A 24,978-nucleotide genomic window follows, 5' to 3' on the forward strand; every position below is an offset into this window, starting at 1 on the left:
CGCGCTTCAATGCGCGAGCGTGAACTTTCCCTGCTCGACGGTGAGCATTTCCACGCTGTCCGGGCGCGTGCCGAAGTGATCCTGCGGGCCATAGGTGTAGCGCGCCGTCACACCTACGTAGTCCTGTACGTTTTCCAGTGCGTCGCGGATCGCCTCGGGCTTGTCGCCGGCGCGGCGGATCGCGTCGATGAGCAGCATGGCGGCGTCATAGCCGTTACCCGCGAACGTGGCCGGAGGGTGTCCGTATTTCGCCTGATACGCTGCCGAGAACGAGGTCAGTACTCGCTTTTGCGGATCGGAGTCGGGCAGTTCGCCGGCGACGTAGATTTTCGACGAAGGCAGCAGCACCCCGTTGGCGGCGTCGCCCGCCAGACGCAGGAAGTTGAAATCGTTCGCGGCGTGCGTGAGATAGAGCGGGGCCTTGATGCCGAGCGCGCGATAGTTGCGCGTTGCAATGGCGAGGCCGGGGCCCGTTGCCCAGATCACCGTCGCCTGCGGCGCGGCGCCGCGGATTTTCGTGAGCTGCGGCGTCATGTCGGTGTCGCCGTTGCCGAAGGTTTCGTTATCGACGAGCGTGATGCCGTAGTCCTTGACGAGCTTCTCCAGGCTGTCGCTCGCACTGGTGCCGAACGCGACATCCGAATGCAGCATCGCGATCTTCGTGATGCCGCGCTTTTTCATGTCCTGAAGCATCACGCTTTGCACGACGACGTCGGTGAGCGGTGCGAGGAACGTGTACTTGCGGCGCTCGGGCGGCAGCACGATGCCGCGTGTGGCGCCGATGCCGATCATCGGAACCTTCGCGCGCTCGACCGCGTCGACGACTGCGAAGTTCGAGCCGCTGCTCGACGGTCCGATTATCGCGATCACATTTTCCTGGGTGGTCAGACGCTTGAGTGCCGACACGGTTTTGGTATTGTCGCTTTCGGTGTTGATGTTCACGAGACTCAACTTGCGGCCCTTGATGCCGCCCGCCGCGTTGACCTGATCCACGGCCAGTTGCGCGCCCTCGAGCGCGGGCTGGCCGAGCGAGGCCACGAAGCCCGACGTCTCCAGCAGGCCACCGATCTTGATGTCGTCGGCGGCAAGCGTGGCGCGGCAGATTCCCAATGAAATAAGGATTCCGAAGGTAATGCGAAGCGTGCGTTTCATGTCGAGTGTTCCGTTCTTGTGGTGTCAGGGGAAGAGGGCGGTCAGTGCGCTTTCGAACAGCGCGGGCGGTGCGGTCCAGACGCCGCCGCCGATGCGCCCGCGCCGTCCGTTCGAATCGAGAATGCCCAGCGCGACGGCGGGCCGCAGTCCGCTCGCCACGACGCTGCGCGCGCTCAGGCCAACGCGCGTCGCGCCGCGCACGAACGCCGGATGAAGCGCGCGTAGCAGTATTGCGTTGAGCGCTTCGGGCGAGGCTTGCATGAACGCGCCAAGGTTGTCTTGCTGGGCACGCGAGCGATGCATGCACATGGCGCCAAGGCCGAGCGCCTCGACCACGGCGCTATCGCCGATTGCGGGTAGACCGTCGCTCGCGCCAAAGCCGGTGTCGAAACGACCGACGGGCGTCGTCGCCTCGACGGTGAACCATCGCTGCGGCGCATGCGCGAGGCGAATGCCCGCGCGGCTTCCGTTCGCGCCCATCGACGTGACGATCGCGCTGCCGCTTATGCCTTCCGCCGCGCTCAGCATGCAGCGCGACGCGGCCATCCACGTGTTCAGAAAGAACCCCGGCGACGTGTCGAAAAATCGCTGCACTGCGTCGTTGGCCCAGCCGCCTTGTGCGGCAAGCTGCACGACGAACAGGCGCGTGCCTTCGATCGTACGGCCGTGGCAATCGTCCCCGTCCGCGAGCGCCGCGTCTGCGATCGCGGCGAGATCGACCGGTGCATTCAGGCGCGCCCCGATCGCCTGCGCGAGCGGGCCGTTGACCCAATGCAGGTGCGCGCTCACCTGCGGATCGTCCATGCCCAGGCGTATTGCGGGGCCGCTTCCCCCGCTCAGCGCGGCGTGAATCGTGCGGCCGCGGCCCGCGGCATCGGAGACGACCTGCACGTACTGGCCAGGCGACAGCACCGCCGCAAGCGGCACGACGCAGTCGTGCTCCTGCGCGCTCGCGAGCAGGATCTCGCGCGCTTCGATGGCCGCTAGCGCTTCATCGACCGACGTTGCCCAGCCCTCGAACAGCGCGGCGTGCGCGGCGGAATGAAGTAGGGGCGGCGGCGCGCTCCCGTCCAGCGGTGGTCCCGCGTGCAGCAGTGTACGCTCGGGCCAGCGGATCGCTTCGCCTGCGCGCCGGAGCGCGTGCAGCACCGGGCGGCTCGCCGCGATGGCTTCAAGCGCGACCCGGTCGGCTTGCTCGTGCATCGCAGGCGCGGACGATACGGTTTCGTCGTGGCGTTCCATCATGCGGCCTCGCTGGATGCAGCGTCTTGCCAGCCGAGATACGCCTCGCCGATGTCGGGCGAATCGAGCAGGGTGTCGGCGCGGCCTTCCAGCGCGATCTGGCCGTTGACGAGCACGTAGCCGCGATCGGCGACCTGCAACGCGCAATGCGCGTTTTGCTCGACCAGCAGCACCGTGATACCGCGTTCGGCGAGACGCGGCAGCGATTCCAGGATTTCGCGCGTGACCTGCGGCGCGAGCCCGAACGAGGGCTCGTCGAGCATCAGCAGTTGCGGGCGGCTCATCAACGCGCGCCCAATCGCCAGCATCTGCCCTTCGCCGCCGGACAGCGTGCCCGCCTGCTGGTCGATGCGCTCTTTCAGGCGCGGGAAGAATGTGAGGATGTCGTCCATCGTCTCGGTCATTGCGCGCGCGACGGCGCGGCGCGGGTGGAACAGGTTCAGGAGTCCGGCGCCGCGCAGGCCGGTGTAGCCGCCCATCTGGAGGTTGTCTCGCACGCTCAGCGTGCCGAACAACTGGCGTCCTTCCGGCGCGAGCGCGATGCCGGCTGCGGTGCGGCGCTCCATCGGCAGGCGCGCGATCGATTCGCCATTGAACGCGATGCCGCCCGACACCGGCGCGACGAGCCCGGCGATCGCCTTGAGCAGCGTGGACTTGCCCGCGCCGTTTGCGCCGATCAGCGTGACGATCTCGCCGCGCCGCGCTTCGAGCGACACGTTGACGAGCGCGTCGGCCTGGCCGTAGCGCACGCTCAGGCGATCGAGCCGCAACACGGGCGCGGCGCCCGCGTCCGGCGTGACAGTGCGCGCCGGTTGGCGTTCGGCGCGCACGTCGGTGTTGCCGAGATACGCGGCGACCACCGCCGGATCGTGACGCACCGTTTGCGGATCGCCTTTCGCGAGCACCGCGCCGTGATTGAGCACGACGAGGCGGTCGGCCAGGCTGCTCACAAAGGCCAGATCGTGTTCGACGAAAAGCACCGTGACGCCACGCTCGCGAATGCGGCAAATCGCGGCTGCGAGCAGCTTTTTTTCGTCGGTGGTGAGCCCTGCGGCGGGCTCGTCGAGGAGCAGCAGTTCGGCGTCGCTGCCGAGCGCGCGCGCGACGGCGAGCAAACGCTGCTGTCCCGCCGTCAGTGCTGCCGCGGGACGTCCCGCCAGTGCGCCAAGGCCGACCAGGTCGAGCATCGCGGCGGCGTGTGCGCGCAGCGCCGTGAGCGTGCGCGCGGTGGCGAACGGATGGGTCATGCCCTGTAGCATGCCGGTCCTGGCGCGCGCCACGCCGGCGCACGCCACGTTATCGAGGACGGTCATGCCGGCCAGGATCTCGGCGGCCTGGAAGGTGCGCGCAAGGCCTGAGCGGTTGACCGCGTCGGGCGTCATGCCGCTGATCGCGCGGCCCTTCAAACGCACCTCGCCGGTCTGCGGCGCGATGAAACTCGACAACACGTTGAGCAACGTGGACTTGCCTGCGCCGTTCGGGCCGATCAGCGCGAGTATCTCGCCGCGCCGCACGTCGAAACCGACATCGCATAGGGCTTGCAGGCCGCCGAAGCGGACCGACACGCCGTTGACTTCGAGCAGGGTTTCCGGAGAAGACGAAGTCATAAGGATTCCTTGTCACGTAGCACGTCGCCCGGCGCGAGCGGAGGCAGTGCGGCGCGCTGGCGCAAGCGCCGCAACTGGGCTGCGCATGTCGCCACGAGTCCGTCGCGCATGAAGATCATCACGCTGACCAGCAGCGCGCCGTAGATCACCACGTCGAGCCTGCCGAACGGCTTGAGCCATTCGCTGACGATCACCACGACAAACGTGCCGAACAGCACGTTCCACACGCCGGCTGCGCCGCCCAGGGCGACGATCAGCAGCAGTTTGATCGAGAAGCTCACGTTGAACGGGTCCGGGCTGATGTAGCCCATCCAGTACGCGTAAAGCGCGCCGCCAAGGCCGGCATACGCGCCGCTCAGCGCGATCACCTTGCGTTTGACGCGCGCCGCATCGATACCGAGCGAGAGTGCGACGCGCTCGCTTTCGCTCACCGAGCGCATGGCGAGGCCCATGGGCGAAGAGGCGAGGTTGTGCGCCATCGCGAGACCGAGCGCGCAGAGGCCCCAGGCGAGCACGTAGACGGCCTGATCGGAAGCGAGGCTGAACGAACCGATCGTGAGCGCGGGGATGCCTGAGAGGCCGTCCGGGCCGCCAGTCACGCTGCGCCATTGCACCAGCACGATATGCACGATCAGCGCGAGCGCGAGCGTCGCCATCGCGAGGTGATGGCCCTTCAGGCGGAACACGATCCAGCCGACGCACCAGGCGAGCAAGGCCGAGCACGCGGTCGCGGCGATCACGCCGAGCCACGGATCGAGATCGAGCGTACGTGTGAGCCAGGCCGCCAGATACGCGCCGAACGCGACGAATGCGCCGTGACCGAGCGAAATCTGGCCGGTGTAGCCCATCAGCATCGAAAGGCCGATCGCCGGAATCGCGTAGATCGCGCACACCACGAGCAGGTTGACGAGGTAGGCGTTGCCCGCCGCGAGCGCGGCGGCCAGCGCGGCCACGAGTATCAGGACGGCCTTCATGCGCGCGCGCCTCCGAATTCGCCGAGCAGGCCGCCTGGGCGTGCCAGCAGGAAGACGAGCAGCAGCACGTACGCGATGGCGTCCTTCATGCCCGAGCTGAGATAGCCCGCGCACAGCGCTTCGAGTACGCCGAGCAGCAGCCCGCCAACGGCCGCGCCGAGCGGGTTGCCGAAGCCGCCTATGATGCAGGCGACAAAGCCCTTGATGCCGAGCGGCGTGCCGCTGTCGTACTGCATCAGCGCGATGGGCGCGATGATGACGCCGGCCACGCCACCGACGAAACCCGACAGCAGGAAGCCGATGCCGCGCATCGAGCGGGTCGGTATGCCCATGAGGCCCGCAGCGTCGCGGTTCATTGCGCAGGCGCGAAACGCTTTGCCGAGATAGGTGCGTGTGAGAAAGAGATAGAGCCCCGCCATCAGCACGGCGGTCGTGCCGAACACCCAGAGCGCCTGACGCGGCACGGCCACGCCGCGCAGGTTCATCGATCCCGAACCGGAGAACGCCGGCAGCGGCTGCGCGTCGGTGCCCCAGACGAGCGCGGCGACACCTTGCGCGACGATGCCCACGCCGATCGTGATGATGATGCCCCGCGTCACGTCGTTGCCGATCGGTCGGATCGCGACCTTCTCGATCGCCACGTTGACGAGCGCGACGAAACCCACGGCAAGCACCAGTGCGACGACGAGCGGCGTGCCGAGCGCGATGAGGCTGGCGGCGGCGAGCGCGGCCAGCATCGACGTCTCGCCCTGCGCGAAGTTGACGATGTGCGTGGCGTTGTAGACGGCGGTGAAGCCGATCGCGACGAGTCCGTAGATGCAGCCGACCACGAGGCCGGACACGAGGTACTGAATCAGTTCCGTCATGCCTGGCCTCCCGGAGCGGGACGCGCGCGCCGGAGGGCGCAGCGTGGATTGGGGGGGAACGTGGGCATCGCCTGTCCTCTAGGGTGCGGGGTTGTGTCCTTGGGTACGGCATTTCGCCGCATTCCGGTGAACTGAATGTAGAAGCCCCAAAAACCGCGCACAAATCAGAAGAGAATTTGTCTGCTTCGGTTTTTCGGAAGCAGCACGAAAGCGGTGCTCCTGCGCACCGCGCTGGTCCGCCGGGACAGATTGGACGCCTGCTTTACTTCCTCCGCAAATTCTCATAAAGTAGAGTAAATTCCACTTTATGCGAAATCCTCGGAGGGACAGCATGGCCAGCACGCTCGACATGTCGAAGCAGGAACTCGTGGCGCTCGCGGAGCGTCGTCTGGAGGCCGGTGTCAGCGACGGCGCGTGGAGCCTGCCGGAGAAACTGGCGCTCACGTGCCGCATCCTGTTCGACGGCGGCCACGATTCGGGGCTCGCGGGGCAGATCACGGGGCGCTCGGGCAACGGCAGCACGTACTACACGCAGCGTCTCGGGCACGGCTTCGACGAGATCACGCCATCCAACCTGATCGAAGTGAACGAGGACCTCGAAGTGGTCGCGGGCGAAGGCATCCCGAATCCGGCGAACCGCTTTCACACGTGGATCTACCGCGCCCGCCCCGAGATCAACTGCATCATCCACACGCATCCGCCGCACGTCTCGGCGCTGTCGATGCTCGAAGTACCCATGAACGTGTCGCACATGGACACGAGCCCGCTCTACGACGACTGCGCCTTCCTCGAAAAGTGGCCCGGCGTGCCGGTCGGCAACGAAGAGGGCGAGATCATTTCGGCGGCGCTCGGCGACAAGCGTGCGATCCTGCTCGCGCATCACGGTCAACTGGTAGTCGGCAAGTCGGTGGAAGAGGCGTGCATGCTCGCGCTGCTGATGGAAAAAGCGGCGCGGCTGCAACTGCTTGCGATGGCCGCCGGCACGATCAAGCCGCTGCCGCCCGCGCTCGCCAACGAGGCGCACGACTGGGTGTCCACCGACAAGCGCGACCGCGTGACGTTCGCCTACTACGCGCGCCGCGCCTTGCGCGCGCACGCGGACTGTCTCGGCTGATGCGCTGAACGGCGGCGACCGCCGCGCATTCGTCTCGCTATAAAATCACGCCATCGAAACGAATGCGGACCAGATGGTGATGAAAGCGAAGACGGTCGCGCGCCACGCGACTGAACCCACCGAACCTCGCGAGCAGACGGCTCCGGCGGCTCAGCCGGCGGACGCAGACGAAGCACCGGCGTCATCGGCAGCGGGCGCGCTCGGCGGCGAACTGCGGCGCCAGCGCAAGCTCAAGGGCATGTCGCTCGACGAGCTGGCGAGCGCATCGGGCGTGAGCCGCGCGATGATCTCCAAGATCGAGCGGGGCCAGTCGTCGCCCTCCACGTCGATCCTCTCGAAACTCGTCGACGCGCTCGATACGACCGTGGCGCGCCTGCTCGGCCAGGAAACGCCGCCGCAGGACGTCGTGCTCATGCGCGCCGATCAGCAGGTCGTGCTCGTCGACGCGGAAACGGGCTTTTCGCGCCGCGTGCTCTCGCCAATCCTGCCGGGTCGCGGGCTCGACTTCGTCATGGCGGAAATGCCGCCTAAGTCCGACACCGGCCCGCTCGTCGCGCACACCATGCCGGTGGAGGAGTACATCTACGTGCTGTCGGGTTCGCTCGTCGTGACGGTCGGCGCGACGCGCGCGGTGCTCAACGCGTCGGACGCCATGTACTACCGCGCCGACGTGCCGCACCGTTTCGAGAACGAAGGGCGCACGGCCTGCAAGTACCTCATCGTCATCAGCCCCGTGCGCGGCTGACCCGCGGCGCGCTTCCTAAAGCTCCAGCACGAGGCGCTCCGACGCACAGCCGCTCACGCACACAATGACTTCGTGGGCGCGCTGCGCGTCGGTCAGCACGCGATCGTGGTGGACCGGCTCGCCGCCGCTCCAGCGCACGCGGCACGCGCCGCAGATGCCGCCCTCGCATGCCGCATCCACCTCCACGCCATGCGCGCGCAACGCGTGCAGCAGGCTTTCGTGCGGCTGCACGTCGATGGTTTGCCGCGAGAGCGCGAGTTCGGCCCGATACGGCTTCGCATCCGGATCGACGGCGCGCGCGGGCGGCACGAAATGCTCGACGTGCACATGATCGGCGGGCCACTCGCGCGTGAGCGCCTCGACGGCTTGCATCAGCGCGTCGGGGCCGCAGCAATAGACGTGACGCCCTTGACGATACGGGCCGATCAGCGCCGCGAGATCGGCGCGCGGGCGGCCTTCGCCGGAGCGGTGATACACCACGCTCGCGGGCGGCAGTTGCGCCTCGCACAGCGCCGCGAGCGGCGGCGCGCCACGGTGCAGGACGTGCAGCGTGAAGTCTTCGCGATCCGTATCGTTCGCACCCGGGTCGCGCGCCAGTTGCCCGGCCATGGCGACGAACGGCGTCACGCCGATGCCGCCCGCGATGAACACGTGCTCGCGCGCCCGCGTGGCGAGCCTGAACGTGCCGCGGGGCAGCGAGACCGGCACCACGTCGCCGCGCCGCAGCGCGTGCGCGGCGATCGACCCGCCGCGCCCCGCCTCCTCGCGCTTGATCGCGACGAGATAGCGCCGCCGCTCGGCGGGCGACCCGCATAGCGAGTAACTGCGCACGAGCCCGTTCGGCAAATGCAGGTCGATATGACTGCCCGCTTCGAAGGCGGGCAGTTCCCAGTCGTCGGGATCGGCGAGATGGACGAGCGCGATGCCGTCGCCTGCCGGGGCGATCTCGCACACCACCGTCTTGACCGTGCGGATCGGTTTCATGACGCGCGCTCCGTCTCGTATGCGGTTGCGCGGGCACTCCCGGCCTCGACCGGATCGCCGAGCCGCACGAAGCCGCCCTTGAGAATCCGGCAGTTCAGCCCGGAGCGGCCCACCATCGCGTCGAACACCGGCTTGCCCGTGACCTCCTCGATATGGCGGCAGGGCACGGACAGACGCGTCGCTTCGAGTAGCGTCTCGCCGAGCCAGAAGCGCTGGCCCACGAGCGTGTTCAGCGGCACGCCGCGCACGGTCACGTTGCGGCGATGCTCCTCGGGGCCGAAACGGATGCCGTGGTCGCGCCAGATCGCCTCCAGCGCTTCGGCCTCGAACAGCGTGACCTGCCGCCCCTCCTCGGGCTTGTGCGAGTAGAAGCCGCTCTCGTTCATATAGCGGTCGCCGACGATGCCCTTGCCCGCAAGCAGTTCGATCCGCTCGAAGGCGCGCATCGGCAGGAAGGCGCGCGGGCAAAGATGCAGCGCCTCGACGCGGCCGCGCCAGGCGTCGGCGTGTTCGGTCGGCATGGAGTGGGGTGAGGCGTTCATGGTGTCGTTCATATCGCTCATGGGGATGGCGCGCGTCACGTGCGCAGCGGTGCGTGCGCTGTTTCGGGCGCAAGCCACGCCGCGAACAGGGTGATGCACGCGGTGCCGATCAGCAGGCACGACACCGGCCACGTCGCGCCGCCTGCCCAGTTCATGAGCAGCGCGGCCGCGAGCGGCGTGAGGCCGCCGGAGATCGCGCCGCCTAGCTGAAAGCCGAGCGAGGCGCCGCTATAGCGCAGGCGCGTGTGAAAGAGTTCCGACATCCACGCGGCTTCAGGGCCGAACATGATGCCCTGGCCGAGACTCACCGCCACGGCGATGGTCATGGCGATGATGACCGGGTCGCGCGTATCGAGCAGATGAAACAGGGGAAACGCGAACAGGATGGAGAAGGTGCAGCCGATCAGGAACATCGTTCGTCGTCCGAACCGGTCGGAAAGGTGGCCGAACAGCGGAATCGTCAACAGCTCCAGCGCGGCGGCCCAGAGCAGCCCGTTCAGAATGACGCTCTTTGGCAGTCCGAGATGAATGGTCACGTAGCTGATGGTGACGATCGTCGCCACGCTCACCCAGGCGATTTCGGAGATCTTCAGGCCGACCGCGAGCAGGAAAGTCCTGCGATAGCGCGTGAGGATCTCGATGAGCGGCACCTTCGCGAGCTTTTCGGGCTGCGCGGCGCGCTCGAACACCGGGCTTTCCGCCACGCGCATGCGAATCAGTACGCCCGCGGCCGCGAACAGGATGCTCACGAGGAAAGGCAAACGCCAGCCCCAACTCAGGAAGTCCTCTTGCGGCAGCCAGGCCATCACCGAGAACACGCTCGTCGAAACGAGCACGCCGATCGGGTAGCCGAGTTGCACGAGGCTGCCGAACAGGCCGCGCCGGTTCGGCGGCGCGTGCTCCACGGCCATCAGGATGGAGCCGGCCCACTCGCCGCCGATGCCGAGCCCTTGCATGAAGCGCAGCGCGATCAGCAGCGCGGGCGCCCACAGGCCGATCTGCGCATACGTGGGCAGGCAGCCGATCAGGAACGTGCCGACGCCCATGATGAGCAGCGTGAGCGAAAGCATGGCCTTGCGGCCCAGCCGGTCGCCGAAGTGTCCGAATATCGCGCCACCAAGCGGGCGCGCGACATAGCCCACGGCGTAGGTGCCGAACGAGGCGATGGTGCCGACCACCGGGTCCACCACGGGAAAGAACAGCTTGTTGAACACGAGCGCCGAGGCAATGCCGTAGACGACGAAGTCATACCACTCGAAGACGGAGCCGATCACGCTCGCGATCAGCACGCGCTTGCGTTCGGCGTTCAGCCGCCTCGTTGAATCCAGCCTGGACACGCCCGCCGTGTCCTTGACAACCGCTTCGGTCATGATCGCTCCTTGTGACGATGGTGGAAGTTTTTCTCCTAAAGTGGAGCAACGACCATGCCACTCGATGTATCCGGGGCGATATATTGGCGCGCGGGAGACGGCCTCGGGATGCCGCGCAGGCGCGTGGCTACGGGCTTTTGGGGGCTTGGGGAGGCGTTGAAGATGGCGCGGCGAAGGCGTGGCGACGCGGTTAGGCCATCGCGCTCGCGCGGCGGCGCGGCGCGCCGGGGAAGTCAGGCGCGGCGGTTTTCGTGCATCGGTGCACTTGTCTGGTGACGCGTGCCGCGAGATAAGGCAAGGGATGGCGGCGGGCGCGCGCAGGTGCCCTCAAGTGCCCTCAGGCCCGCCGCGTCACGCCGGTCAACGCGTCTTGCGCGCCGGGCGACCGAGGAAGAACGAAGCGCAGGCGCTCACGAAAGACATCGCGGCGAGGAACGCGGCGACGGCATAGCCGCTGTGAAACGTCTGATAGAGCCACAGCGAGATCAGCGGAGCGGGGCCGCCCGCGATGATCGAGGCACCCTGATAACCGAGCGACGCCCCCGTGTAGCGGATATGCGGCGGGAACGATTCGGCGATGTACGCGGCCTCGGTTCCGTAGATCGCGGCGTGGATGACCATGAGCACGATCATCGCCGCGATCACCATGAGATGCGACTGCGTCTCCAGCATGAAGAAGTACGGGAACGCGAAGAGGGTCATGCACACGCAAGCGGTGAGGAAGGTGCGGCGGCGGCCGACGCGATCGGAAACGTGGCCGAAGAACGGCAGCGCGAAGCAGGCCACCACGGCCGCGATCAGCACGGCGTTGAGGACGAACTCGCGCCCGAGGCCGAGATCCTGCGCGCCGTACAGCACGACGAACGTGGTGAGCATGTAGAACGCCACCTGCTCGCCGGGGCGGATCAGCGCGCACAGCAGGATCGCGCGCCACTGGGTGCGCAGGGCTTCGGCAAGCGGCGTCTGGCGGCGCTCCGTGCGCGTTTCCAGCGCGCGGTTCGCTTCGACGAAGTCGCGCGTTTCGGGCACGCCGAAGCGGATCACGAGGCCGATCACGAGCAGCACGCCGCTGATCCAGAACGGAATGCGCCAGCCGAAGTCGAGCAGATGGTCGCCCGTGGCGCTCGCGCACGCGCTCCACACCAGCACCGAGACGACCAGCCCGAGCGGCACGCCGATATGCGGCAGGCTCGCCATGAAGCCGCGGCGAGGGCCGTGGTGCGACTCCATCGAAAGCAGCACCGCGCCGCCCCATTCGCCGCCCACGCCGATGCCTTGCAGGAAGCGCAGCAGCGCGAGCAGCCACGGCGCCCAGGCACCGATCGTCTGGCTGTTGGGCAGGCAGCCGACCAGGAATGTCGCCACGCCCATGAGCAGCAGCGTGGCGATCAGCGTGGACTTGCGCCCGACCCGGTCGCCCATGTGGCCGAACAGGGCCGCGCCGAGCGGCCGCGAAAGGAAGCCGACGAAGATCGTCGCGAACGAAGCCAGTAGTCCTCCTGACGATCCATGCGCGAAGAACAGCTTCGGGAACACGAGTGCGGCCGCCGTGCCGTAGATGAAGAAGTCGTACCACTCGATGGTGGTGCCGATCACGCTGGCGAGCGCCGCGCGCCGTTCGATGCGGCGCGCGGCGGGCGTGACTTCGTGCGACGGCACGGGCTGGTCGACTGCCGTGAAGGCGGTTCTGCCGGTCATGCGGGTGTCTCCTTGATGTTGTTGTAGCGGGGGCGGTGTCAGCAGGTGGCGCTCGCCTGCATGGATACGCGCTCGTCGGGTAACGCGGTCCACAGTTCCAGCCGGTCGCCGGCGCGCGTGGCGTTGAGCGTGAGCGCGTTGCCGAGGGTCGCCGGCTGCACGCCGCGATAGTCGAACGTCCTGAGCGGCTTGCCGGCGAGGCGCTGGCCGAGACCGGCGAGGAGCGTGGCGTTCAGCGGGCCGTGAATGACGAGGTTCGGATACCCCTCCACTTCGCGGCAGTAGTCCTGGTCGTAGTGGATGCGATGCCCGTTGAAGGTCAGCGCCGAATAGCGGAACAGCGTGGTCGAGGTGGCCACGAACGGCTCGCGGTGTTCGCCGCGCTCGCGTCGCACTTCCTGGCGCGGCGGGCCGCCCTTCGAGGCCTCCTTGTAGACGATGTCGTGCTCTTCCGACACGGCCACCACCCCGTCGTGCAGGATTTCATGCTGCACGGTGACGAACACGAGTTCGCCCGAGCGGCCCTGCTTGTGCTCCACCGCGAGAATCGTCGAACGCTTTTGCACCGCGCCGCCGAGCGGCAACGCTTCGATGAAGCGCACGCGCCCGCCCGCCCACATCCGGTTGGGCAGCGGCACGGGCGGCAGGAAGCCGCCGCGCTGCGGATGCCCGTCGCGGCCAAGGCGCTCCGGGGGAAGGCCTTCGAGGAAGTACAGCCAATGCCACAACGGCGGCAATGGCGAACCCGCGGTGAGCGCGCTCGCGTCCTGCCCGATCGTCGCGGCCATGAGATGCGCGTGACGCACCGAGAGCACGTCTTCGTCGACCACCGTTTTGCCGACCCATTCGCGCAGCGTGGCAATATCGACCTGGCTCATGCGCTGGCCTCCTCTGCCACGGCGGCGAACTCGGCGCGAATGCGCGCCGTGTGTTCGCCAAGCTTCGGCGCGGCCTCGAAACGCTGGGCGTCCCACGGCGCGCGCACCGGCGGCGCGATCATCTGGAGTGGCTCGCCGCCGGTGGCCATCGGCCAGGTGCGCAGCGCGGGATGCACGGCCATGTCGGCGACCGCGCGTAGCTGGCCGTAGGCGATGTTGGCGTCGCCGAGGAGCGACAACGCTTCGACGAGCGGCCGCGCGGCGAACGCGGCGCCGATCAGCGCGTCGAGCGCTTCGCGGTTCTGCACGCGCGCGTTGTTGGTCTGGAAGCGGGCGTCGATCGCGATATCGGCGTCGCCGAGAAACACGGCGCAGAATTTGGCCCATTCGCGATCGTTCTGGATGCTGATGACGATATCGCGTGCGTCGCGCGTGCGATACGCGCCGTACGGGGCAATCGAAGGATGCTTCAGGCCTTGCGGCGCGGGCGCGCCGTTGCCGTAGCGTTCGTGCACGTAAGGCACGCTCATCCAGTCGGCTGCGCCGTCGAAGAGCGAGACCGAGACGCCCGAGCCCGCGCCGGTGCGCGAGCGCAGCGCCAGCGCCGAGAGCACGGCGATGGTCGCGTTCATGCCCGCGCCGATGTCGCAGATCGACACGCCGATGCGGCCCGGATGGTCCGGCGCGCCGCTCACGCTGACGAGGCCGCTTTCGCACTGAACGAGAAAGTCGTAGGCCTTGAGCTTGCTCGTTTCGCTGCCCGTGCCATAGCCGGTGATGTCGCAGGTGATGAGCCGTGGATGACGCTCGCGTAGCGTTGCGCTGTCGAAGCCCGCGCGCGTGAGGGCGCCGGGCGCGAGGTTTTGCACGAAGACATCGGCGCTGGCGATGAGGCGGTGCAGCAGCGCGGCGTCGTCGGGCTGCTTGAAGTCGAGCACGACCGATTCCTTGCCGCGATTGGTCCACAGGAAATAGGAGGAGCTGCCGTTCGCGGCGGCGTCGTAGCCGCGGGCGAAGTCCCCCTCGGGGCGCTCGATCTTGATGACGCGCGCGCCCATGTCGGCGAGCCGGCAGGTGCAAAGCGGCGCCGCGAGCGCCTGTTCGATGGCGACGACGGTGATGCCGGCAAGCGGCAGCGCGTGGTCGGGTGAAGTCGGGTGAGTCATGAAACGTCTCCGTGAATACCGGCGGGTCGCAGCGAGTATCACGGCTTCGAACGAATAGATACATCGAGATAATTCAAACGAAGCGTTTGTCAAATCCGAATGCTCGCGTCACAATCGCGGCTCGAAAGGAGCACGCGATGCGCTATGAACTGACGGATCTGGAGGTATTTCTCGCGGTCGCGGAGGAGGGTAGCGTGACCCGCGGCGCCGAGCGCTGCCATCTCGCGCCGTCTTCGGTTAGCCTGCGAATCAAGGGGCTGGAAGACGTGGTGGGCGCGGCCTTGCTGGTGCGCCTCGCGCGCGGCGTGGCGCCCACGCCGGCCGGGCGCATCGTGATGGAGCACGCCCGGCGGTGCATCGCGCAACTCGAGCAGATGAACGCCGATCTATTGCCGTATTCGAACGGTCTGGTCGGTCACGTCACGCTGTTCGCGAACAACAACGCGATCAGCTCCTATTTGCCCGACGACCTCGCGCGCTTCTTCGCCGACTATCCGAACGTTCGCATTTCGCTCGAAGAACGGCTCAGTCACGACATCGTGGCGGCCGTGGCTTCCGGGCGTGCGGACCTCGGCGTGGTGGCGCTGGAGGCCGAGCATCCCGAACTGGATTTTCACGCGTACCGCGAGGACGAACTCGTGGTGGTGACCGCATGCAACAGCGATATCGCGCAGCGCGAGTCCATCACCTTTGCCGAATGTCTCGGGCGGCCGTTTATCAGCCTGCGCACGGGCGCGGCGCTGCATACCTTCCTCATGAATCATGCGAGCGCGCTGGGCGGGCGGCTGGATTTGCGCGTGCAGGTTTCCGGCTATGGCGCGATCGTCAAGCTCGTCGCCTCGGGGGCGGGCATCGGCATCGTCGCGCGCTCGGCCGTGGATGGCGGCGCGGCGGGCAATGTCGTCGTCCTCAAGCTCGCGGAGCCGTGGGCGCGGCGCGACCTGCGCGTGTGCATCCTGCGCCGGCCGCCGGTGCTCAATCCGTTCCGCGACCGCTTGCTCGAAGCGTTGACGCAGCCGCACGCGGGCGGCACGGCAGGCGATTGAGGAAGGGGCACAGGCCCACGGCGGGCACGCGCTTGCCCCTTTCGCCCGCCGATCGTATCGATCATCAAACCGTCGTTTTCAAAGGGGAAGCGGGCGGCGTTGCCTGCTCCGTTGTCCGGTGCGCCCCGGCATAGCCGCCGAACTCCTGCCGCAGCGCAGCGCCATGCTCGTCGAGTTTCGGCGCGGCGGGACGCACACGCGGGTCGGGGTAGCCGCTGATTTTCACGGGATTGCCCGCCATGGCGACACCGCCGGCTTCGATGATCATGTTGCGCGCCTGCGTTTGAGGAAGCTGCGCGGCCTGGGCGACATCGAGCAGCGGCCCGACCGGCACCCCGGCGCCGTGGATGACGCGCAGCCAGTGCTCGGCGTCGCGCGTTTTCAGTGTCGCTTCGAGTTCGTGCTTCAAGTCGGCGACATGGTCCATGCGATCGCGATTGGTCGCGAAGCGTGCGTCGCCCGCGAGCGGCTCGCGACCGATGGCGGCGCAGAGTTGCTGGAACAACTCATCGTTGCCGCAGCAGATCACGAGCGGGCGGTCCTGGGTGTCGAACACGTCGAACGGCGCCATATACGGATGCCGGTTGCCGATGCGCGCCGGTGCGACCCCCGTGGCCACGTAGGACATGAGGCCGTGTTCGAGAAACGCGATGGTCGCGTCGAACATGGCGATGTCCACTTGCGCGCCTTTGCCCGTTTTCTGCCGGTCGTAGAGCGCGCTGGCGATGCCGCAGAAAAGATAGACGCCGCCACACAGGTCGGAGAGCGACGTGCCGACGCGCGTGGGCGGACCGTCCGGGAAGCCGGTCGCCTCCAGTATGCCGCTCATGCCCTGCACGATTGTGTCGTAGGCGGGCCACGCGGCCATCGGGCCCGTCTGGCCGAACCCGGACGACGACGCGTAGACGAGGCGCGGATTGATGGCCGAAAGCGCGTCATAGGAAAAGCCGAGCCGCTCCATCGTGCCGGGGCGGAAGTTCTCCGCGAGCACGTCGGCCTGGCGGACCATGTCGAGAAACACGAGGCGGTCCGGCTCCGCCTTGAGGTCGAGCACGATGCTTTCCTTGCCCCGGTTCAGAAAGCTGAAGTAGAGCGACTGGTCGTCGACGAACGGGCCGTACAGCCGCGTGTCGTCGCCGTGTCCTGGCCGCTCGATCTTGATCACGCGCGCGCCGAGATCGGCGAGCAGGTTGGTGCCGAACGGGCCGTTGAGCACGTGCGTGAGGTCGATCACCAGAAGGTCCGAGAAGGGCCCGGCAATCCGTGCGTGAGTCGTCGTGGTTTCCATGGTGCGATGCGTCCGCGTTGAGTCGTGTGCCTTGTGTCTTGTATCGCCGGCCTTCAGTTCGCGCCCGTGAGCGCGCTCTTCGGGTTGAGGTTCTTGAGGTGGCCGCTCTCCGTGCCGGCGTGCGGATCGATCACGCAGTTGATCAACGCGGGCGTGCCGGCCGCGAGCGCCGCTTCGAGGGCGGCCTTCAGTGCCTCGGGCCGCTCGACGTGATAGCCGATACCGCCGAACGCCTCGATCATGCGGTCGTACCGCGCGCTGGCCATGAGCGTGGTCGCGCCCGGATCGGTGCCCGGCCCGCGATTGATGTCGTCGCCGCGATAGATCCCGCCGTTGTTCAGGATGACGATCACGACCGGCAGACGGTAGCGGCAGATCGTTTCGATCTCCATGCCGCTGAAGCCGAACGCGCTGTCACCCTCGATCGCCACGACGGACTTGCCGCTCGTCACCGCCGCGCCGATCGAATAGCCCATGCCGACGCCCATCACGCCCCACGTGCCCGCATCGAGGCGCAGGCGCGGCGCTTTCATGCCGATGAGATTGCGCGCAACGTCGAGCGTATTCGCGCCTTCGTTGACGACATACACGTCGGGCCGTTGCGCGAGCGCGTCGCGCACGGCCGCGAGCGCGCTATGGAAATTCATCGGCACGGGATTCGCACGGAGGATGTCGGCCATGTGTGCTTCGTTATGCTGACGATGAGACGAGACGAGCTCGATCCAGGCCGGCGGCGCATGCACGGGGCGCGCCGGCAAGCCTGCGAGCAGGGCCTGCATCGACGACGCGATGTCCCCGGCAATGGGCGCGGCAATCGCCCGGTTGCTGTCGAATTCCGTGGGCTCGATGTCGATCTGGATGAGCTTCGCCTGGGCGGACCACTGCGGGCTGCGGCCGTGGCCGAGCAACCAGTTCAGCCGCGCGCCCACCAGCATGACCACGTCGGCTTGCGCGAGCACGAAGGAGCGCGCCGCCGCCGCGCACAGCGGATGATCGTCTTCGAGAATACCCTTGGCCATCGACATCGGCAGGAACGGCACGCCGGTTTGCTCGATGAAGCCGCGGATCGCGCCTTCCGCGCGCGAGTAGGCCGCGCCCTTGCCGAGGATGACGAGCGGGCGCTGCGCACCGGCAAGCAGCGTTAGCGCGCGCTCGACCGACTGCGCCGAGGGCGCGCGGGCGGGCGCCGGATCGACGACTTCGATCAGCGACTGTTGGGCGGTCGCTTCGTCGGTGGTCGAGGCGAGCGCGGCCGCTGTGATGTCGAGGTAGACCCCGCCGGGGCGGCCGGAAAGCGCGGCGCGAATGGCGCGGGCCACGCCCACGCCCACGTCCTCGGCGCGGTTCACGCGGAAGGCCGCCTTCGCATAGGGACGCGCCGCGTTCAACTGATCCAGTTCCTCGTAGTCGCCCTGTTGCAGATCGATGATCGCGCGGTCGCTCGAACCGCTAATCTGGATCATCGGAAAGCCGTTCGTGGTGGCGTTGGCCAGCGCCACCAGCCCGTTCAGAAAGCCGGGGGCCGACACCGTGAGGCACACGCCTGGCCACTGGCGCAGATAACCCGAGATCGCGGCCGCGTTGCCCGCCGATTGCTCGTGACGAAACCCGATATAGCGAATGCCCTCGGCCTGCGCGAGACGCGCCAGATCGGTGATGGGAATGCCCGCCACGCCGTAGATGGTGTCGATGCGGTTGGCGAGCAGCGCCTTGACGACGAGATGAAAACCATCCGTGGCGGCGGGCTTGATTTGCGGTTCGGACATAGGTGTGGCCTCGTATGCGTGAACGGAATGCACGGCTGCGCGCGGGCTTAAATGACCTTCGCTTCGCGCAGATGGGCGATCTGCTCCGCGCTATAGCCGAGACCCGAGAGTATTTCTTCGTTATGCTCACCAAGGAGGGGCGCGCCCTGGATTTGCGGCGTGAAGTCCGAGAATTTCACGGGGCTGCCGATCGTGAGGTAAGTCCCGCGCTTTTTCTGCGCCACTTCCACGACCGTGCCGCTTTCGCGCAACGAGCGGTCGTTGGCGATCTCCTTCATGTTGAGCACCGGCGCGCAGGGAACGTCGAACTGGCTGAGATAGTCCACGGCTTCGAACTTGGTCTTGTCCGCGAGCCTGGTTTCGATCGCCGCGAAGATGTCGAAAAGGCGTGGCTGGCGCGCCTGAGCGGTGGCGTAGGCCGGGTCGTCTTTCCATTCGGGCTTGCCGATGGCGTCGCAGGTGTTCGGCCAGTTCTGTTCCTGGATCGTGAAGTAGAGGTATGCGTTGGGATCGGTTTCCCAGCCCTTGCACTTGAGCACCCAACCCGGCTGCCCGCCGCCCCCGGCATTGCCACCGCGCGGCACGGCGTCGGAGAACGAGCCGTTCGGGTACTGCGGATATTCCTCCAGGTAGCCGAGGCGTTCGAGCCGCTGCTGATCGCGCAGCTTCACGCGGCACAGGTTCAGCACGCTGTCCTGCATCGAAACCGTCACGCGTTGGCCCTTGCCGGTCTTTTCGCGGCCCACCAGCGCGGTGAGCAGGCCGATGAGCAGATGCATGCCGGTGTTGCTGTCGCCAAGCGCGGCGGCGCTCACGGTGGGCGGGCCGTCCCAGAAGCCGGTGGTGGACGCGGCGCCGCCCGCGCATTGCGCGACGTTCTCGTAGGCCTTGACGTGCACATAGGGCGAGGCGTCGTTGAAGCCTTTGACCGAGCCGAAAATGAGCCGCGGATTCAGCGCCTGAAGATGCTCCCAGGTAAAGCCCATATGATCCATCGCGCCCGGATGGAAGTTCTCGACCAGCACGTCGGCCTCGCGGATCAACTGCTCCATGATCGCCTTGCCTTCCGGCGTCTTGGTGTTGAGTTCCAGCGAACGCTTGTTGCTGTTGAGCATCGTGAAGTAGAGGGCGTCGAGATCGGGGATATCGCGCAACTGGTTGCGCGTGACGTCCCCAACGCCGGGCCGCTCGACCTTGATGACGTCCGCGCCATACCACGCCATCATCTGCGTGCAGGCGGGGCCGGACTGTACGCCGGTGAAGTCGATCACCTTGATGCCGCTGAGAGGGAGGCTCATCCTGTTACTCCTTTCACGTTGAGCATCCGGCCGGATCGACATGGGACATGTCGCGCGGATGGCTCTATGGGTCACGAACCGCTTCTGTGTGACCATTCTGCGTAAACGGAGCCGGCGGCAATTGCACGGGGAGTGCATTTTTAGGAATCGCACGAGCGATTATGCTCGCGTGAGGCGGCGCCAAAGTGCGCCGGGGCGCGTCATTGGACGCGCCCCGGCGAGTTGACCCGAACACCACGCATCGAACTCAGAATCTGAATGAAACCGCCTCGTTCTTGCCTTGCGTGATCGTGATGTCCTTTTGCTGGGTGTTGCCTTCGTAGCGGGCGATAACGTGATATGCGCCGGGTTGCAGCTTGACCAGCATGTACGGGCCGGTGGATTCCACCTGAAGCCGCTTCTGCGCATTCGCCGCGGTGATCTCGACATGCACGTTGGCGAGATAATCACCTTGGGGGCCGAAAAAGCCCAGCGAGAGCGGCCAGGTGTGTCCCGCATCGCGCAGCGCGAGCGCCTGATCGTGCCCGATGCCGCCCGTGACGTATTCCACATGGTTCTGGGTTTGCACGGCGGGCAAGCCCGCAGTGGTTTGGGCCGACGCGACGTGCATTGAGGCAGCCAGCGCGAACAGGCCGGCGGCCGTGATGGAACGATAGAACCTGGTAGTCCTGCTCATGATCGATCTCCAGCAGAAAGAGGGCACAAAAAAGCGGGTTCAGGTTGCCGAGTGCGCGGGCACGGAAGCTTCGCTTGCGGGTGGCGCGACGTTGCCGAGTATTGAGTGCGCCTGCGCGATATCGTCCTGTGTGCCGTGGACGATCAACAGGAAGCCGTCCGCCTTCAATGCGCTCTCATACTTGATGGCCTGATCCTTGGGCAGACCCAACTGGGCGAGCGCCGCGCCGACTGCCGAGATGCCGCCGCCGATCAGCGCGCCCTCGATCGCGGTGAGCAGCGTCGCCACGAAGGGCCCCGCCATCGCGACGACACCGACGCCCGGCACGAGAAAGAGCGCGGGACCGACCAGCAGTCCCCATATTCCTCCCCAGACGGCGCCGGTCGTCCCCCATGTCCGGATGCGATCGCCGGTCGAATAAAAGCCGACCGCGTGTTCCTCCGAGTGGTAGCCCTTGCCGATGACCGATAGCTTCTCCATGTCGAAGCCCGACGCGGCCAGTTTTCTGATCGCGTCGTCCGCGTCGTTGTGGTCCGTGAACACCGATAGCACGGCATGGTCGATTTCCTGGTTCATAGCGTAGCCTTTGTCAAAGTGATGACACATTGCCGAACGTCGCAGACGATTGCGCGCTCAGGCTGACACTAGTGTTACCGGAGTGGCATGGCGGTATTTTCAGAATCGCACGCTGTCGTGGATCGAATGAGCGCCCGCGTCACGCGATGGACGACGGGCGCATGCAGGAAGGGCTGCGACGGCTTATCGGGAAAGCCGGTTTGCGTTTGCGATGGCTTCCGTCACCGCGAGGAACTTCGCGATGTCGTTCGGGGTGTGGCAGTGCAACGGGGAAACGCGTACCGCGCCTTCCAGGTTGAAGGATTTCAGCATACGGCCGGAGTAGAGGCTGGTGCCGATTCGCTCGTAGACGATGACGCCGCGCTTCTCATACTCGCGCACCGCCGCGGTCGGATCGAGGCCGTCGAAGCCGATGCCCGCGATCAGATCGCGCTGTGTCAGATCGTCGTGATCCCAGAACACGCGTACGCCTTCAATCTTGCGCAGACCGCGTTGCGTCCCGACGCCGTCGAGCAATGCGGCAAGCAGCGCCCGTTCGTGCGCTTCGATACGCTGCATGCCTTGCGCGAACACCTCGCGCCGGTCGGCGGCGTCGCTGAAATGCGAGCCGATCCAGGCGACATAATCGACCATCGCGCTCACCACGGCGAATTGCGCGGGCGCGGGGCTGCCAAGCTCCCACGCGCCTTTTTCCTTGGCATCGAGCCGATGATGGGGCAGCACGGCCAATCGATCGGACAACCAGGTAACGCCGGAACCGCGGCAACCGAAGAATTTGTACGGCGCGAAGTTGATGCCGTCCACCGGCGTCGCTTGCAGATCGATCAGCGCGTGCGGCGCGTGCTGGACCGCATCGACGATGATGAAGATATCGGGCTTGCGCGCGCGTGCGCGCTCGACAATGGCGGCGATGTCGAGTTTCGCGCCGGAGATGTTGGACGCGTACATCACACTCAGCAGCGCCGTGTCGTCGTCGATGAGCGAGACGATGGCGTCGACATCCACACCGCCCGTCGCGGCGTTGCTCGGCGCGACGCGCAGCGTCTTGCCCGTGCGCTCGCAGTAGAGCTTCATGGCGTCGAACGACGACGGATGCTCCAGGATGGTCGTGACCGCGTTGGAGCCGGGCACGTTCTCCATCACGGCGCGCACCATCTCGAACATCGCGGCGGACGCCGTCAGCGAGAGATAGACGCTGCCGTCCCGCGCGTTGAGCACGCGGCGAATGTCGGCTTCGCCCTGGGCCTGGATGTCCTGGAGGTATATCGCGCGCTCGTGAATGCGCTCCGGACAGTCCGGGAGCGCGTCGATGCGGGCATAGGCCTCCAAGGCGGCCTTGAGCCGGAACGAGCCGCCCGCGTTGTCGAAGAAGAGACGTTCGCGGCCGTCCATGTCATGGTCGACGTAGTGGAACCGGCTCTTGATCTGCTCCATGAGCGATTCGGAAAACAATTGACCCTGGGTGCTGCTCATCAGACTTGCTCCTCGTTGTGTATCTTGATTGCGGCTTCAACTTGCTGCGTTCGAGTGTTCAGGTGTTCAGGCGTCCAGCGAGGCGAGATAGGCCTTGCCCTTTTCCGCGTCGTACTGACCTTCCCATTTGGCGATGACGAGCGGCGCGAGCGCGTTGCCCACGACGTTCAGGGCGGTGCGTCCCATGTCCATGATCCGGTCCACGCCCGCGATGAAGGCGAGCCCTTCGAGCGGCAGCCCCGCGCTGGCGAGCGTCGTGAGCAGGATGACGAACATGAAGCCCGGCACGCCCGCCGCGCCCTTGGAGGTGACGACCATCGTGAGCACGAGGACGATCTGCTCCTGCAAACCGAGGTGCACGCCGTAGAGTTGCGCGACGAACAACGTGCCGATGCCGAGATAAATGGATGCGCCGTCGAGATTGAACGTGTAGCCGGTCGGCACCACGAACGTCGTGATGCTCTTGGGCACGCCGAAGTCCTCCATCTTCTTCATCAACTGCGGCAGCACGGTCGCGGAACTACAGGTGGAGAACGCGATGATGAGTTCGTCCTTGATCACCTTCATGAGCGTGAAGACGCTGAAGCCGAAAACGCGCGCCGTGATGCCGAGCACGACAACGACGAATACGACGATGGCGAGATAGGTCACGGCAACGAGCTTGATGAGCGGCAGCAGCGAGCCGAAGCCGAAGCTCGCGACCGTCACCGCGATCAGCGCGCAGACGCCGAAGGGCGCGTAGCGCATCACCATGCCGGTCACCTTGAACATCGCGTCGCCGATGCCCTTGAAGGTGGCGAGCACGGGCTTGCGATACTCTTCCGGCACCGACTGCAAGCCGAGCCCGAAGAGAACGGAAAAGAAAATCACGGGCAGCAAGTCGCCGCGCCCCATCGCCATGACGATGTTGTCGGGGATGATGGCGAGCAGAAGGGCCATGAAGCCGCGATGCCCCTGGCTTTGCTGCGACGTCTGCTGAAGGTGCGAGATGTCGGTATGCGCGAGTTGGGAGAGGTCCGTTCCCGCGCCCGGATGCAGGACATTGCCGATCACGAGACCCAGCACGATGGCGATCGTCGTGATGATTTCGAAGTAGATGAGCGTCTTGAGGCCGATGCGTCCGAGCGAGCGGCCGTCGCCGACCCCGGCGATGCCGGCCACCATGCTCGTGAAGACGATCGGCACGACGACCATTTTGATCAGACGAATGAAGATGTCGCCCGCCGGTTGCAGGAAGCCGCTGATCGCCGCCTCGCGCAACTGCGGGAAGCGGTTGAGCACGACTCCGACCCCGATGCCGACGATGAGGCCGATCAGGATCTGCCAGGCAAGACCGACGCGCGGCGCGCGCCTGGCGGGATCGACGTGAGTTGTTTCCATGACGGATTCCATGCGTTCTCCAGAGGCTTTCCCGATTGAGAGGGGGGTGTGGAGCACTCTCGCCGGAGTGCTTCCTTTCGCGTTCCCGTTGCGCTGTTGCAAACGACGGTGCAAACGATGGTGCAAACATAAGCAGTCAAAAAGTCCAAAAAAAGCGATTTTTTTCTATGAGAAACTATCGCTTTAATTCATGAGTCACCTCGCGTCATGCTGACCTTCAAGCAAATGGAAGCGTTGTACTGGATCGTGCAGCTCGGCTCTTTCGAGGCGGCGGCGGCGCGTCTGAACACAACGCAGTCGGCCATTTCGAAGCGCGTGCAGGAACTGGAGCGCGCGTTCGACTTCGCCGTATTCGACCGTGCGAATCGCAGCGCGCGCCTGACCGAAAAAGGCGCGGAGTTTTTCGAATACGCGAAGGATTTGCTCGAACGGCGCGATCAGATCGTCGAGCGCATCAGCGCGAAGGAGTCGCTGGTGCGGCAGATCCGCATCGGCGTGACCGAGCTCACTGCGCTTACATGGCTTCCGCGCCTCATTAGCGCGATCGAAACCGAATACCCGCGTGTGAAGGTGGAGGCGGAAGTCGATCTGAACGCGACGCTGCGGGAGCGTCTCGCGGCGGCGACCGTCGACATCATCATTGTTCCGCAAACGCACGACGTGGAGCCCTTCATGACCACGGCCGTGGGGCATGTCGAGAATGCGTGGATGTGCGCCGCGTCGCTTGCGCCCGGCAAGCGCGCCATTCCACTCGCGGAGATCACGAAGTTTCCGCTCATCCTGCAAGGCGGACTCTCGGGCACCGGCGTCGTGTATAGCCGCTTCCTGGAGGAACAGGGCGTTGCCGTGCAGAAGGTCCTGGCGAGCAACAGCCTGATTGCGCAGATCGGGCTTGCGCTTTCCGGTCTTGGCGTGAGCTACCTGCCGAAAGCGTGCCTTGCCCGCATGCTCGAACGCGGCGCCCTGGTCGTGGTGCCCACGCGACCGGCCCTTCCGCCGGTCAGGTACATCGCCATGCACCGCGCGGACCAGCAGTATTCGCTCAGCGCCGCCGTGGCGCGGCTGGCGGCGCAATCCTGCGACTTCACGTCGAACCTTCTCGATCCTTGAGGTTCACGTGCCGCGAAAAGCACGGAA

At 66.3% G+C, this 24,978-nt stretch carries 22 protein-coding genes; 4 read left to right on the plus strand and 18 right to left on the minus strand.

The window, feature by feature from the left end; translation table 11 throughout:
* Positions 1–6: 6 nt before the first annotated feature.
* The 5 genes from C7401_RS32035 to C7401_RS32055 are packed head-to-tail and all read right to left on the minus strand — an operon-like array spanning position 7 to position 5,841.
* Positions 7–1,152: an ABC transporter substrate-binding protein gene (locus tag C7401_RS32035; RefSeq protein ID WP_112175496.1), complete on the minus strand. Its 1,146-nt coding sequence runs from the start codon at positions 1,150–1,152 to the stop codon at positions 7–9.
* Between the two features lie 24 nt (positions 1,153–1,176).
* Positions 1,177–2,397 (minus strand): oxamate carbamoyltransferase subunit AllG family protein, encoded by a 1,221-nt coding sequence (locus tag C7401_RS32040; protein ID WP_258397312.1) that lies wholly within the window; start codon positions 2,395–2,397, stop codon positions 1,177–1,179.
* Entirely contained in the window at positions 2,394–4,001 is a 1,608-nt protein-coding gene (locus tag C7401_RS32045; protein ID WP_112175499.1) for an ATP-binding cassette domain-containing protein, read from the minus strand. The genes C7401_RS32040 and C7401_RS32045 overlap by 4 nt, the downstream gene beginning before the upstream one ends.
* Positions 3,998–4,975: a branched-chain amino acid ABC transporter permease gene (locus C7401_RS32050; protein WP_112175501.1), complete on the minus strand. Its 978-nt coding sequence runs from the start codon at positions 4,973–4,975 to the stop codon at positions 3,998–4,000. Before C7401_RS32050 ends, C7401_RS32045 begins: the two co-directional genes overlap by 4 nt.
* Complete coding sequence (locus C7401_RS32055; protein WP_112175503.1) at positions 4,972–5,841, minus strand: branched-chain amino acid ABC transporter permease; 870 nt, start codon at positions 5,839–5,841, stop codon at positions 4,972–4,974. Before C7401_RS32055 ends, C7401_RS32050 begins: the two co-directional genes overlap by 4 nt.
* Before the next feature lie 331 nt (positions 5,842–6,172).
* Between C7401_RS32055 and C7401_RS32060 the strand changes: the two genes are divergently transcribed.
* Both C7401_RS32060 and C7401_RS32065 read left to right on the plus strand, forming a co-directional pair.
* Positions 6,173–6,955 carry an aldolase gene (locus C7401_RS32060; RefSeq protein WP_112175505.1) on the plus strand — a complete coding sequence of 261 codons (783 nt, stop codon included), beginning with the start codon at positions 6,173–6,175 and terminating at the stop codon, positions 6,953–6,955.
* Positions 6,956–7,034: 79 nt separating this feature from the next.
* Positions 7,035–7,700, plus strand: coding sequence for a helix-turn-helix domain-containing protein (locus C7401_RS32065; RefSeq protein ID WP_181565751.1), 666 nt, complete (start codon positions 7,035–7,037; stop codon positions 7,698–7,700).
* A 15-nt stretch (positions 7,701–7,715) separates the two neighbouring features.
* Here C7401_RS32065 and C7401_RS32070 read toward each other — a convergent pair whose 3' ends face one another.
* The 6 genes from C7401_RS32070 to C7401_RS32095 form a co-directional block, all read right to left on the minus strand.
* Complete coding sequence (locus tag C7401_RS32070; protein WP_112175509.1) at positions 7,716–8,684, minus strand: PDR/VanB family oxidoreductase; 969 nt, start codon at positions 8,682–8,684, stop codon at positions 7,716–7,718.
* The gene (locus C7401_RS32075) at positions 8,681–9,226 is read right to left on the minus strand and encodes an MOSC domain-containing protein (RefSeq protein WP_224044882.1); all 546 of its coding nucleotides are present in this window, start codon (positions 9,224–9,226) and stop codon (positions 8,681–8,683) included. The genes C7401_RS32070 and C7401_RS32075 overlap by 4 nt, the downstream gene beginning before the upstream one ends.
* Before the next feature lie 35 nt (positions 9,227–9,261).
* Positions 9,262–10,596: an MFS transporter gene (locus C7401_RS32080; RefSeq protein WP_112175513.1), complete on the minus strand. Its 1,335-nt coding sequence runs from the start codon at positions 10,594–10,596 to the stop codon at positions 9,262–9,264.
* Positions 10,597–10,956: 360 nt separating this feature from the next.
* Positions 10,957–12,294 (minus strand): MFS transporter, encoded by a 1,338-nt coding sequence (locus C7401_RS32085; protein WP_112175515.1) that lies wholly within the window; start codon positions 12,292–12,294, stop codon positions 10,957–10,959.
* Positions 12,295–12,332: 38 nt separating this feature from the next.
* Positions 12,333–13,172 carry an HTD2 family dehydratase gene (locus C7401_RS32090; protein ID WP_112175517.1) on the minus strand — a complete coding sequence of 280 codons (840 nt, stop codon included), beginning with the start codon at positions 13,170–13,172 and terminating at the stop codon, positions 12,333–12,335.
* The gene (locus tag C7401_RS32095) at positions 13,169–14,338 is read right to left on the minus strand and encodes a CaiB/BaiF CoA transferase family protein (protein WP_112175519.1); all 1,170 of its coding nucleotides are present in this window, start codon (positions 14,336–14,338) and stop codon (positions 13,169–13,171) included. Before C7401_RS32095 ends, C7401_RS32090 begins: the two co-directional genes overlap by 4 nt.
* A 137-nt stretch (positions 14,339–14,475) precedes the next feature.
* Between C7401_RS32095 and C7401_RS32100 the strand changes: the two genes are divergently transcribed.
* Positions 14,476–15,384 (plus strand): LysR family transcriptional regulator, encoded by a 909-nt coding sequence (locus C7401_RS32100; protein ID WP_112175521.1) that lies wholly within the window; start codon positions 14,476–14,478, stop codon positions 15,382–15,384.
* Between the two features lie 64 nt (positions 15,385–15,448).
* Here C7401_RS32100 and yfdE read toward each other — a convergent pair whose 3' ends face one another.
* From yfdE to C7401_RS32135, 7 genes are all read right to left on the minus strand, one after another.
* A complete protein-coding gene (gene yfdE, locus C7401_RS32105; RefSeq protein ID WP_112175523.1) occupies positions 15,449–16,672 on the minus strand; it encodes a CoA:oxalate CoA-transferase in 1,224 nt (407 codons plus the stop codon).
* Between the two features lie 53 nt (positions 16,673–16,725).
* Positions 16,726–18,438 (minus strand): oxalyl-CoA decarboxylase, encoded by a 1,713-nt coding sequence (gene oxc, locus C7401_RS32110; protein ID WP_112175525.1) that lies wholly within the window; start codon positions 18,436–18,438, stop codon positions 16,726–16,728.
* Positions 18,439–18,485: 47 nt separating this feature from the next.
* A complete protein-coding gene (gene frc / locus C7401_RS32115; RefSeq protein WP_112175527.1) occupies positions 18,486–19,736 on the minus strand; it encodes a formyl-CoA transferase in 1,251 nt (416 codons plus the stop codon).
* Positions 19,737–19,983: 247 nt separating this feature from the next.
* The gene (locus C7401_RS32120) at positions 19,984–20,412 is read right to left on the minus strand and encodes a carboxypeptidase-like regulatory domain-containing protein (protein ID WP_112175529.1); all 429 of its coding nucleotides are present in this window, start codon (positions 20,410–20,412) and stop codon (positions 19,984–19,986) included.
* Between the two features lie 39 nt (positions 20,413–20,451).
* Positions 20,452–20,988 (minus strand): DUF1269 domain-containing protein, encoded by a 537-nt coding sequence (locus C7401_RS32125; RefSeq protein WP_112175531.1) that lies wholly within the window; start codon positions 20,986–20,988, stop codon positions 20,452–20,454.
* Between the two features lie 183 nt (positions 20,989–21,171).
* The gene (locus C7401_RS32130) at positions 21,172–22,461 is read right to left on the minus strand and encodes an aminotransferase class V-fold PLP-dependent enzyme (RefSeq protein ID WP_112175533.1); all 1,290 of its coding nucleotides are present in this window, start codon (positions 22,459–22,461) and stop codon (positions 21,172–21,174) included.
* Positions 22,462–22,527: 66 nt separating this feature from the next.
* The gene (locus tag C7401_RS32135) at positions 22,528–23,853 is read right to left on the minus strand and encodes a cation:dicarboxylate symporter family transporter (RefSeq protein ID WP_112175535.1); all 1,326 of its coding nucleotides are present in this window, start codon (positions 23,851–23,853) and stop codon (positions 22,528–22,530) included.
* Between the two features lie 195 nt (positions 23,854–24,048).
* Here C7401_RS32135 and C7401_RS32140 point away from each other — a divergent pair, with 195 nt between their 5' ends.
* Positions 24,049–24,951, plus strand: a complete 903-nt coding sequence (locus tag C7401_RS32140) for a LysR family transcriptional regulator (RefSeq protein WP_112175537.1) — start codon at positions 24,049–24,051, stop codon at positions 24,949–24,951.
* The last annotated feature ends 27 nt before the right edge of the window (positions 24,952–24,978 follow it).

Source organism: Paraburkholderia unamae, assembly GCF_003268775.1.
Taxonomy (GTDB): Bacteria; Pseudomonadota; Gammaproteobacteria; order Burkholderiales; family Burkholderiaceae; genus Paraburkholderia; species Paraburkholderia unamae.

Bases quoted from the DNA above. Each gene is read 5' to 3' on its own strand.
- C7401_RS32050 (WP_112175501.1), bottom strand. From the start codon at position 4,975: ATGAAGGCCGTCCTGATACTCGTGGCCGCGCTGGCCGCCGCGCTCGCG.
- C7401_RS32135 (WP_112175535.1), bottom strand. From the start codon at position 23,853: ATGGAATCCGTCATGGAAACAACTCACGTCGATCCCGCCAGGCGCGCG.
- C7401_RS32095 (WP_112175519.1), bottom strand. From the start codon at position 14,338: ATGACTCACCCGACTTCACCCGACCACGCGCTGCCGCTTGCCGGCATC.
- yfdE (WP_112175523.1), bottom strand. From the start codon at position 16,672: ATGGAAACCACGACGACTCACGCACGGATTGCCGGGCCCTTCTCGGAC.
- C7401_RS32035 (WP_112175496.1), bottom strand. From the start codon at position 1,152: ATGAAACGCACGCTTCGCATTACCTTCGGAATCCTTATTTCATTGGGA.
- C7401_RS32080 (WP_112175513.1), bottom strand. From the start codon at position 10,596: ATGACCGAAGCGGTTGTCAAGGACACGGCGGGCGTGTCCAGGCTGGAT.
- C7401_RS32125 (WP_112175531.1), bottom strand. From the start codon at position 20,988: ATGAACCAGGAAATCGACCATGCCGTGCTATCGGTGTTCACGGACCAC.
- oxc (WP_112175525.1), bottom strand. From the start codon at position 18,438: ATGTCCGAACCGCAAATCAAGCCCGCCGCCACGGATGGTTTTCATCTC.
- C7401_RS32070 (WP_112175509.1), bottom strand. From the start codon at position 8,684: ATGAAACCGATCCGCACGGTCAAGACGGTGGTGTGCGAGATCGCCCCG.
- C7401_RS32090 (WP_112175517.1), bottom strand. From the start codon at position 13,172: ATGAGCCAGGTCGATATTGCCACGCTGCGCGAATGGGTCGGCAAAACG.
- C7401_RS32140 (WP_112175537.1), top strand. From the start codon at position 24,049: ATGCTGACCTTCAAGCAAATGGAAGCGTTGTACTGGATCGTGCAGCTC.
- C7401_RS32075 (WP_224044882.1), bottom strand. From the start codon at position 9,226: ATGAACGCCTCACCCCACTCCATGCCGACCGAACACGCCGACGCCTGG.
- C7401_RS32120 (WP_112175529.1), bottom strand. From the start codon at position 20,412: ATGAGCAGGACTACCAGGTTCTATCGTTCCATCACGGCCGCCGGCCTG.
- C7401_RS32045 (WP_112175499.1), bottom strand. From the start codon at position 4,001: ATGACTTCGTCTTCTCCGGAAACCCTGCTCGAAGTCAACGGCGTGTCG.
- C7401_RS32055 (WP_112175503.1), bottom strand. From the start codon at position 5,841: ATGACGGAACTGATTCAGTACCTCGTGTCCGGCCTCGTGGTCGGCTGC.
- C7401_RS32065 (WP_181565751.1), top strand. From the start codon at position 7,035: ATGAAAGCGAAGACGGTCGCGCGCCACGCGACTGAACCCACCGAACCT.
- C7401_RS32100 (WP_112175521.1), top strand. From the start codon at position 14,476: ATGCGCTATGAACTGACGGATCTGGAGGTATTTCTCGCGGTCGCGGAG.
- C7401_RS32040 (WP_258397312.1), bottom strand. From the start codon at position 2,397: ATGATGGAACGCCACGACGAAACCGTATCGTCCGCGCCTGCGATGCAC.
- C7401_RS32130 (WP_112175533.1), bottom strand. From the start codon at position 22,461: ATGAGCAGCACCCAGGGTCAATTGTTTTCCGAATCGCTCATGGAGCAG.
- C7401_RS32085 (WP_112175515.1), bottom strand. From the start codon at position 12,294: ATGACCGGCAGAACCGCCTTCACGGCAGTCGACCAGCCCGTGCCGTCG.
- frc (WP_112175527.1), bottom strand. From the start codon at position 19,736: ATGAGCCTCCCTCTCAGCGGCATCAAGGTGATCGACTTCACCGGCGTA.
- C7401_RS32060 (WP_112175505.1), top strand. From the start codon at position 6,173: ATGGCCAGCACGCTCGACATGTCGAAGCAGGAACTCGTGGCGCTCGCG.